Source organism: Zoogloea sp., from assembly GCF_030157465.1.
Lineage (GTDB): Bacteria > Pseudomonadota > Gammaproteobacteria > Burkholderiales > Rhodocyclaceae > Zoogloea.
On record NZ_JAOAUU010000044.1, the window covers coordinates 58,944 to 66,152 of the forward strand.

General features: G+C 64.8%; 6 protein-coding genes. 5 read left to right on the plus strand and 1 reads right to left on the minus strand.

Features of this window, described 5'->3' with window-relative positions:
* Positions 1 to 135: 135 nt before the first annotated feature.
* The 3 genes from Q1W26_RS05120 (at position 136) to Q1W26_RS05130 (ending at position 5,039) form a co-directional block, all read left to right on the plus strand.
* Positions 136 to 3,195: a PAS domain S-box protein gene (locus tag Q1W26_RS05120; protein ID WP_300436728.1), complete on the plus strand. Its 3,060-nt coding sequence runs from the start codon at positions 136 to 138 to the stop codon at positions 3,193 to 3,195.
* A 99-nt stretch (positions 3,196 to 3,294) separates the two neighbouring features.
* A complete protein-coding gene (locus Q1W26_RS05125; RefSeq protein ID WP_300436730.1) occupies positions 3,295 to 4,059 on the plus strand; it encodes a TerC family protein in 765 nt (254 codons plus the stop codon).
* A complete protein-coding gene (locus tag Q1W26_RS05130) occupies positions 4,056 to 5,039 on the plus strand; it encodes a serine/threonine protein kinase (RefSeq protein ID WP_300436732.1) in 984 nt (327 codons plus the stop codon). Before Q1W26_RS05125 ends, Q1W26_RS05130 begins: the two co-directional genes overlap by 4 nt.
* Before the next feature lie 60 nt (positions 5,040 to 5,099).
* On the opposite strand, the gene Q1W26_RS05135 is transcribed toward Q1W26_RS05130, so the two are convergent.
* Complete coding sequence (locus tag Q1W26_RS05135) at positions 5,100 to 5,594, minus strand: HAD domain-containing protein (RefSeq protein ID WP_300436735.1); 495 nt, start codon at positions 5,592 to 5,594, stop codon at positions 5,100 to 5,102.
* Between the two features lie 133 nt (positions 5,595 to 5,727).
* Between Q1W26_RS05135 and fabI the strand changes: the two genes are divergently transcribed.
* Positions 5,728 to 6,507, plus strand: a complete 780-nt coding sequence (fabI, locus tag Q1W26_RS05140) for an enoyl-ACP reductase FabI (RefSeq protein WP_300436740.1) — start codon at positions 5,728 to 5,730, stop codon at positions 6,505 to 6,507.
* A 16-nt stretch (positions 6,508 to 6,523) separates the two neighbouring features.
* Positions 6,524 to 7,117 carry a hypothetical protein gene (locus tag Q1W26_RS05145; RefSeq protein ID WP_300436743.1) on the plus strand — a complete coding sequence of 198 codons (594 nt, stop codon included), beginning with the start codon at positions 6,524 to 6,526 and terminating at the stop codon, positions 7,115 to 7,117.
* The last annotated feature ends 92 nt before the right edge of the window (positions 7,118 to 7,209 follow it).

The following is a 7,209-nucleotide window of genomic DNA, read 5'->3' on the forward strand; positions in this document are numbered from 1 at the left end:
GGTGGCAACAAGGAAAAATCTCCGCCCAGCGTGCGTTTCGCCCGCTTCTCGCCCCTCCGGATGGGACTTCCTTCCTTGGCAAAGCCATGTGCCAGCGGCACCATCGCGAACAACAGCAAATACTAATAAGCCAGGATGACGTCAGCTCGCCCCACCCAGGATTCGTCGCACCCCACAGCGCACCGTCTGTCGCCCGACAGCACCCTGCTCGACGCACTTTCCTGCCTGCTCACGCAGGGCCTCGCTTCGGTACCCGTCGGAGAAGACGGACCGAGCCTGAAATTCCTCTCTGCCGACACCCTGCTCAAGGCCTGGCAAGGCGGCCTGCCCGGCACCACGCCGATCGCGCAACTGGAACTCGGCAGCTCCGAACCGTCGGCGGCAGCGGCAATCGGCACGGAAACCCTGATCAACGGACTGCCGCTGCTGCTGTGGCTGAAAGACCGGAGCGGCCGCCTCCTGATCGTCAATCGCAGCTTTGCCGAATCCTGCGGCCAGCCCTCACCGCTGTCCGTCATCGGCAAGACCGACCTGGATGTCTGGCCGACGGAGCGGGCCGAAGCCTACCGGGTCGATGACGCCGAGGTGATCGCCACCGGGCGTCCGCGCACCAAGGTCGAACAGATCGAAAGCAGCGATGGCTCCACCATCTGGGTTGAAACCTACAAGGCCCCGGTACGCGGCCGTGACGGCCAGATTGTCGGCACCCTCGGCTTCTCGTGCGACATCAGCGAGCGCATGCGCGAGCACAACGCCGCGCTGCGCGGCCAGCGGCAGCTGGCCGATGTGCTGGCCACCATCGGCGAAGGCGTCTGGGACCAGGATCTGAGCAGCGGCCAGACCAGCCACAACCCGCACTGGTGCACCATGCTGGGGCTGTCTGACACATGGCTCAAGCACCCCTGCGACGCCTGGCTGCACCTCATCCACGGCGACGATCGCGCCCGCGTCCGCGCCGCCCTCAAGGCCTGCCGGGCCGGCCAGGGCAGCTACGCCTGCGAATACCGCCTGCGCCATGCCGACGGCCATTACATCTGGGTGCGCGACCGCGGCGACGTGGTCGAATACGACAACGACAACCGCCCGCTCCGGATGATCGGCAGCATCGCCGACATCAGCGCCATGCGCAGCACCACCCAGGCCCTGCTCGAAAGCCAGCTCCGCTACCAGCAGGTTTTTGACAGCGTGCGCGAAGTCATCTTCCAGACCGACGCCCGCGGCCGCTGGCAACTGCTCAACCCCGCCTGGACCGAGATCACCGGCGTTCCGGTGGACGAAGCCATCGGCCACAGCTTCCTCGACTATCTCCATCCGGACGACCGGGACGCCCGGCGCGAAGCCCTCAAGCCCCTCGTCGAGCGCACGCGCGACCACTGCAGCGTCACCCTGCGCGTGCAATGCCGCGACGGCAGCATGCGCTGGCTCGACCTCTTCGCACGCGCCATCGTCGATGCCGACAACCAGCTGGTCGGCACCTCCGGCACCCTCAACGACGTCACCGCCCGGGTCGCCGCCGAAGACCACCTGCGCCTCACCGCCAGCGTGTTCCGCCACGCCCATGAAAGCATCATCATCACCGACCCGGAATCCCGCATCCTGGAGGTCAACGACAGCTTCTGTGCGCTCACCGGCTACACCCGTGCCGAAGTCATCGGCAAACACAGCCGGCTGCTGCGCTCCGGCCTCCACGCGGCCGAATACTACGAAGAAATGTGGGCCAGCCTGGTGCGCGACGGCGTGTGGCAGGGCGAAACCTGGAGCCGCAAGAAAAACGGCGAGTTCTACGCCCAGCTCGGCAACATCTCGGCGGTGCGCAACGAAGCCGGCCAGACCACCCATTACGTGGGCCTGTTCACCGACATCACCGACATCAAGGAAAACCAGCGCCAGCTCGAACACCTGGCCTACCACGACGCCCTCACCCAGCTCCCCAACCGCAGCCTGCTCGCCGACCGCATGCGGATGTCCCTCGCCCAGGCCGAGCGCAACGGCACCCTCGCCGCCGTCGCCTATCTCGACCTCGATGGTTTCAAGCCGGTGAACGACACCCACGGCCACGACATCGGCGACCGCCTGCTGGTGGAAATCGCCCGCCGCCTGCAAGCCTCCACCCGCGCCGGCGACACGGTCGCGCGGATGGGCGGCGACGAGTTCGCGCTGATCTACAACGGCCTCGAACACAGCGACGAATGCGAACAGGTCTTCGACCGCCTGCTCGCCAGCATTGCCGAACCGGTCACGATCGACGGCCACGTGCTCAGCGTCACGGCCAGCATCGGCGTAACCCTCTGCCCCCTCGACGGCTCCGATCCCGACACCCTGCTGCGCCACGCCGACCAGGCCATGTACCTCGCCAAGCAGTCGGGCCGCAACGCCTTCCAGCTTTTCGACCCGGAACGCGACCGCCGCCTGCGCGCCCATCGCGACGCCCAAATCCGCGTTGAATCCGCCCTCTACGACGGTGAACTCGAACTCCACTACCAGCCCAAGGTAGACGCCCTGACCAGCGTCCTCAACGGCGTCGAGGCCCTGATCCGCTGGAAACACCCGACCCTCGGCCTGCGCCTGCCCGGCGAATTCCTGCCCACGGTCAGCGAATCGCGCTTCGAAATCGATCTTGGAAACTGGGTGCTCGCCACCGCGGTCGCCCAGCTCGACACCTGGCGCACCACCGGCATCACGACCCGGATGAGCGTCAACATCTCGGCCCGCCACCTTGTCCACCCCGATTTCGTGCCCCACCTGCGCAGCGTGCTGGGCGCCCACCCCGAGCTCGACCCGAGCCTGCTGCAACTCGAAGTACTCGAATCAACCACCCTCGGCGACCTGACCTCCATCGCCAGGATCATGGCCGCCTGCAACGACCTGGGCGTCAGCTTCGCCATCGACGACTTCGGCACCGGCTACGGCTCGATGAGCAGCCTGCGCCGCCTGCCCGTGCGCAGCATCAAGATCGACCGCTCGATCATCCACAACATGCTCGACGACGCCGACGACCTCGCCACCGTGCAAAGCATGATCGGCCTGGCGGCCGCCTTCCACCGGGAAATCATCGCCGAAGGCGTCGAAACCCCGCGCCACCGCCAGGCCCTGCTCAAGCTCGGCTGCCACCTGGTACAGGGCCACGGCATCGCCCGCCCCATGCCGGCGGCACGCATGCAACGCTGGATGCGCGCCTACGCCATCCGCCACTGACACACAGCGGTAGTCATTGCCGCGCCGTTTCATGCGACCATTCAGGCCGTGCACCCGCCCCGGCGGGTGCATATCCCTGCCACAACGCACTGAAAAGCCATGGAATTCCTGACCGACCCGCAATTGCTGATCGCGTTTCTCACCCTCACCGCCCTCGAACTGGTGCTGGGTATCGACAACGTCATCTTCATCTCCATCCTCGTCGACAAGCTGCCGAAGGAAAAGCGCGCCCTCGCCCGCCGAATCGGCCTGTTCCTTGCGATGTTCATGCGCATCGGCCTGCTGATGGTCCTCTCCTGGCTCGCCGGGCTCACCGAACCGATGATCACGGTGCTCGAACACGGCTTCTCCGGGCGCGATCTGATCCTTCTTGCCGGCGGCCTCTTCCTCGTCTGGAAGAGCACCCAGGAAGTCCACCAGCTCATGGAAGGCGAGGAAGGCGAAGCCTCCAGCGCCGTGCAGGCCACCTTCGCCGCGGTGATCATGCAGATCATCGTGATCGACATCGTGTTCTCGCTCGATTCGATCATCACCGCCATCGGCATGGTCAATAACCTCCAGGTCATGATCGCCGCGGTGGTTGCCTCGGTCGGCCTGATGATGATCGCCTCCGGCCCCATCGGCGAATTCGTCTCCCGCCACCCCACCGTCAAGATGCTGGCCCTGTCCTTCCTGCTGGTCATCGGAGTGGTGCTCATGGCCGACGCCTTCGGCCATCACGTTCCCAAGGGCTACATCTACTTCGCGATGGCCTTCTCGGTACTGGTCGAAATGCTCAACCTGCGCATGCGCACCAAGCACGCCGCCAAGGCCATGCCGGTCAAGCTCCACGAACCCTACGTGCGCGAGCGCGGCGAGTCGTGACCGCCGCCCCCTTCGGGCTGCTCACCCCGGATTTCGTGCTGGCCGCAGTCGAAGCCAGCGGCCTTCGCTGCGACGGCCGCCTGCTCACCCTAAACAGCTACGAAAACCGGGTCTATCAGGTCGGCATCGAAGACGCCGCCCCGCTCATCGCCAAGTTCTACCGCCCCGGCCGCTGGAGCGACGAGGCCATCCTCGAGGAGCACGCCTTCCTGGCCGAGCTGGCCGAAGCGGAGATTCCCGCCGTGCCGGCCCTCGAAATCGACGGCCGCACACTGCACAGCTACGAAGGATTCCGCGTCGCCCTGTTTACCCGCCGCGGCGGCCGGGCACCCGAACTCGACGATCCTGCCGTACTCGGCTGGCTCGGCCGTTTCCTCGGGCGCATCCACGCCATCGGCGCGCAAAAGCCCTTCATGCAGCGGCCGGACCTCACCATCCGCAGCTTCGGCGAAGAACCCCGCGACGAACTCCTGCAAAGCCCCTTCCTGCCGCCCGAACTCCGCGAAACCTGGCGCTCGGTGATCGACCAGGCGCTCGACGGCACACGTCGCTGCTTCGAACGTGCAGGCAAAGTACCCAACATCCGCCTGCACGGCGACGTACACGGCGGCAACGTACTCTGGACCGACAGCGGCCCGCACTTCGTCGACTTCGACGACGCCCGCAACGGCCCGGCAATCCAGGATCTGTGGATGCTGCTCTCGGGCGACGCCCCGGCGATGGCACGCCAGCTCGACTACGTGCTCGAAGGCTACGAACAGTTCGCCGACTTCAATCCGGCCAGCCTTCACCTCGTCGAAGCCCTGCGCACCCTGCGCCTCATCCACTACGCCGGCTGGATCGCCAGGCGCTGGGATGACCCCGCCTTCCCAGCCGCCTTCAGCTGGTTCGACACTCCGCGCTACTGGCAGGACATGATCCTGTCGCTTCGCGAACAGATCGCCCTGATGGACGAATCGCCGCTCCTGCGGCAGTTCTGAAAACAAAACGAGCGGCTCGCGCCGCTCGTTTTTCCATACCGCCAATACTTACGACTGACCTTACGACTGACTGCTCTCCAACCGGAAAGCATCCAGCAGGCGACGCAGGCGGCCAGCGTCTTCCTCGGTGAAACCCTGCTTGAAATCGGTCAGCACCAGCCGGTCGCGGCTCGGCCAGTTGCCCGGCGCATCGTCGATCGCCACCCACGACGCTTGCGGCGCCTTGGCCGCCAGCCACTGCCGCGCCTCCCGCTCACGCAGGCCGTAAAGCTCGTTGGGGCTGCGCGGAAAGATCGCCGGCGTCGTGTCGATCACCCGCTCGCGGATGTCTTCCGAGAAGCGTGCCACCAGCTTCGGCAACGAAAACAGCGTGCGCCAGTCAGACGCAATCACAACCCGAGTTTCGGGATAGTCGCGCAGCACCGCCTCGAGCACCGGAAGACAGCGAAAATCCTCCGACTCGCTCCACGGATGGGTCACCCCATCAAAATCGAGGAAAACATAGACCGGGATCACGCCCGGCCCCGGAGGGTTTTCGGTTTCTTTTTGATGCATCGCAACAATCAGGCTGTGTAATTATGGAATCGTACCGTTAATCAGAAAGTTGCACGTAACAGTAACGCGAGACAATTCTACGGTCTGCGTTTGCTGCAGTGCAGTAAATTTTAACCATCCCCAGGAGCCCCCCATGAAACCCATCATCAATCTCGAAGGCAAAGTAGGCCTGATCACCGGCATCGCCAACGAAAAATCCATCTCCACCGGAGTGGCCGAAGCCTGTATCGAGGCCGGCGCCAAGGTCATCATCACCTATCAGAACGAGAAGACCCTGGCCTTCATCGAGCCCATCGTCAGCCGCCTGGGCGTTGAGGACGTCATGCTGCTCGACGTCACCAAGCCCGAGATCGTGGACGACGTGTTCGCCCAGATCGACGCCAAGTACGGCAAGCTCGACTTCGCGATCCACAGCATGGCCTTCGCCAAGCGCGACGATCTGCACGGCCGCGTCGTCGACACCTCCGCCGACGGCTTTGCGCTGGCGATGGACGTGTCCACCCACTCCTTCGTGCGCCTCGCCCGCAAGGCCGAGCCGTTGCTCGAGAAGGCTGGCGGCGGTTCGCTGATCACCATGACCTACCTCGGCAGCGAAAAAGTCATCACCAACTACGGCATGATGGGTCTGTGCAAGGCAGCCCTCGAAGCCGCCACCCGCTACATGGCCTTTGAACTCGGCGCCAAGAACATCCGCGTCAACGCCGTCTCCCCCGGCCCGCTGATGACCCGCGCCGCCTCCGGCATCGCCGGCTTCGACGGCCTGATGGCTGCCGCGGTCGATCGCTCGCCGCTGCACCGTCTGGTCACCCCGGAAGACATCGGCGCGCTGGTATCCTTCCTCGTGTCCGACGCTGGCCGCAACATGACAGGCGGCGTACATTTTGTGGACGCCGGCTACAACATCATCGGTTGATTCACGTCGGTCCGCGATGATCGACCCTCCAAGCATCGGAACGGCGCAGGTAACGGAAGTTGCCTGCATTGCCGATCCGGTACCGGCCCACCCCCTGCTCGACGGTCTTTCCGAACTCGGTAGGGGGGAGGCCTCCATTGTTCTCGACGCCGGTGATGACGAACGCGTTTTCAAAGTGGTCAGCTCGCCCGCCGACTACTATTACCTCGCCGCCGAAGACCGCCCCACCGGAGTTCACTTCCCACGCCTGTATGCCGACCACGGCATCATCGGCAAGGCCAGCAACGGCTACTCCTTCCGCCTGCTCGAAATAGAGCGGCTACTGCCCGTCTCCGGTGCGGCCGAAGCGCTCGGACGCCGCCTCTCCGAAGCCTACTGGGAAGGCTGCGAAAAATGGGCCAATCTGGGCGAGAACCGCGGTCGCCTGGCGCTTTACCACATCGCCCAGGAGCCCCCGCCGGATTTCCCGGCCAGCCTTGTGGACGCGATTGTTGCGCTCTCTGACTTCATCGAAGGCTACCCCGTGCAGCCGGACATCCTCAACCCCGACAATCTGATGATGCGCGCGGATGGCACGCTGGTGTTTTCCGACCCGGTTTTCCTGCCTTGACGAGATCGCGCCCTTCCCCGCGCGAGAAGCCTTCCAAATGTTGTGAGTAGACGAGCAAAGCCCCGCAGAGATTTTCTGCGGGGCTTTGAGTA

Excerpts from the sequence above, each read along its gene's own strand:
- Q1W26_RS05120 (WP_300436728.1), top strand. The coding sequence starts at position 136 with ATGACGTCAGCTCGCCCCACCCAGGATTCGTCGCACCCCACAGCGCAC.
- fabI (WP_300436740.1), top strand. The coding sequence starts at position 5,728 with ATGAAACCCATCATCAATCTCGAAGGCAAAGTAGGCCTGATCACCGGC.
- Q1W26_RS05135 (WP_300436735.1), bottom strand. The coding sequence starts at position 5,594 with ATGCATCAAAAAGAAACCGAAAACCCTCCGGGGCCGGGCGTGATCCCG.
- Q1W26_RS05125 (WP_300436730.1), top strand. The coding sequence starts at position 3,295 with ATGGAATTCCTGACCGACCCGCAATTGCTGATCGCGTTTCTCACCCTC.
- Q1W26_RS05145 (WP_300436743.1), top strand. The coding sequence starts at position 6,524 with ATGATCGACCCTCCAAGCATCGGAACGGCGCAGGTAACGGAAGTTGCC.